1 protein-coding gene is annotated in these 1,022 nt (G+C 33.7%); it reads right to left on the reverse strand.

The annotated features are described in order from the left end of the window. A partial coding sequence (locus JX287_RS03455; RefSeq protein WP_239650324.1) for a pneumococcal-type histidine triad protein occupies positions 1–1,020 on the reverse strand: 1,020 nt, incomplete at its 3' end. Positions 1,021–1,022 lie beyond the last annotated feature (2 nt).

Raw genomic sequence — 1,022 nt, forward strand, 5'->3', positions numbered from 1 at the left:
AGGAATAACTGGAGTTGGTTTAACAACTTCTGTTTGTTTTCCCACTTTGTTTTTTGGAATATAGTGGAAATGATCCCCATGTCTTACTGTATATCCGTTCTCATCTTCACTAACAATATCTTTAGGATTAAATGTGTAATTATCTTCTGTACCAGATGAGTCTTCATGTTTCTTATGTTTTTCACCATTTGTTGTGGTGCTATTTTGAATATTCGCAGCTGTTGTATTCACGCTAGTTGCTGATGTTGTGTTATTATTTACCAGGTAATCCCATTTTGTACCTAGTAGTTGAGAATAAGGTATTATGTGTTGGTGACTACCGTGTTTAACTATAAATCCAAAACTATTTTTTCCTATGATGTCATTTTCACCTTTGAAGATATATCCATCGCTTGTTGGAGTAGTTATTCCTGCAGTAGATGCTGGTAATGAGCTGTTAGCTTCTACTTTGCTTGCTTGTGACAATTGAGAACTTGATAGTTCACTTTTCTTAATATAGTGGAAATGATCTCCATGACGGACTACATACCCATCTGCAGTTTCACTTACAATATCTTTAGGATTAAATGTATAGTGATCTCCGCTTTCTTTAGATTCACTAGCTTCTCCATGATGATGGTGATGTGCATAAGCTGAAATTTCTTTAGCGGTTTTCTCATCGACAATATTACTTTGGTTTATCCCTTCTTTTGGGTAGTAGTAATATTTACCATTAACTTTTATAACATAACCTTCCGCAAGTTCATATTGAATGTCTTCATCTTTTAATTTATAATCTTTGTTTTTATAAACTAATGAGTCAAGAATCTTAGCGTTATAAGGTACTAATCCTTTTTCATAGTGGCTATGGTCTCCATGAAGTGTTACATATCCATCTTCAGTGATTTCACTAACTACAACTGAACTAACCTTATCTGAGTAATTAATTTTTTTTGCTTGAGCTGTATTTTGTACTAGTGGTGTTGTTTCATATGCTTGTTGTTTACCATATTCATAACCAGCAAATGCTGACAGTCCGATTA

It is taken from the genome of Gemella haemolysans (assembly GCF_901873445.1).
Classification (GTDB): domain Bacteria; phylum Bacillota; class Bacilli; order Staphylococcales; family Gemellaceae; genus Gemella; species Gemella haemolysans_C.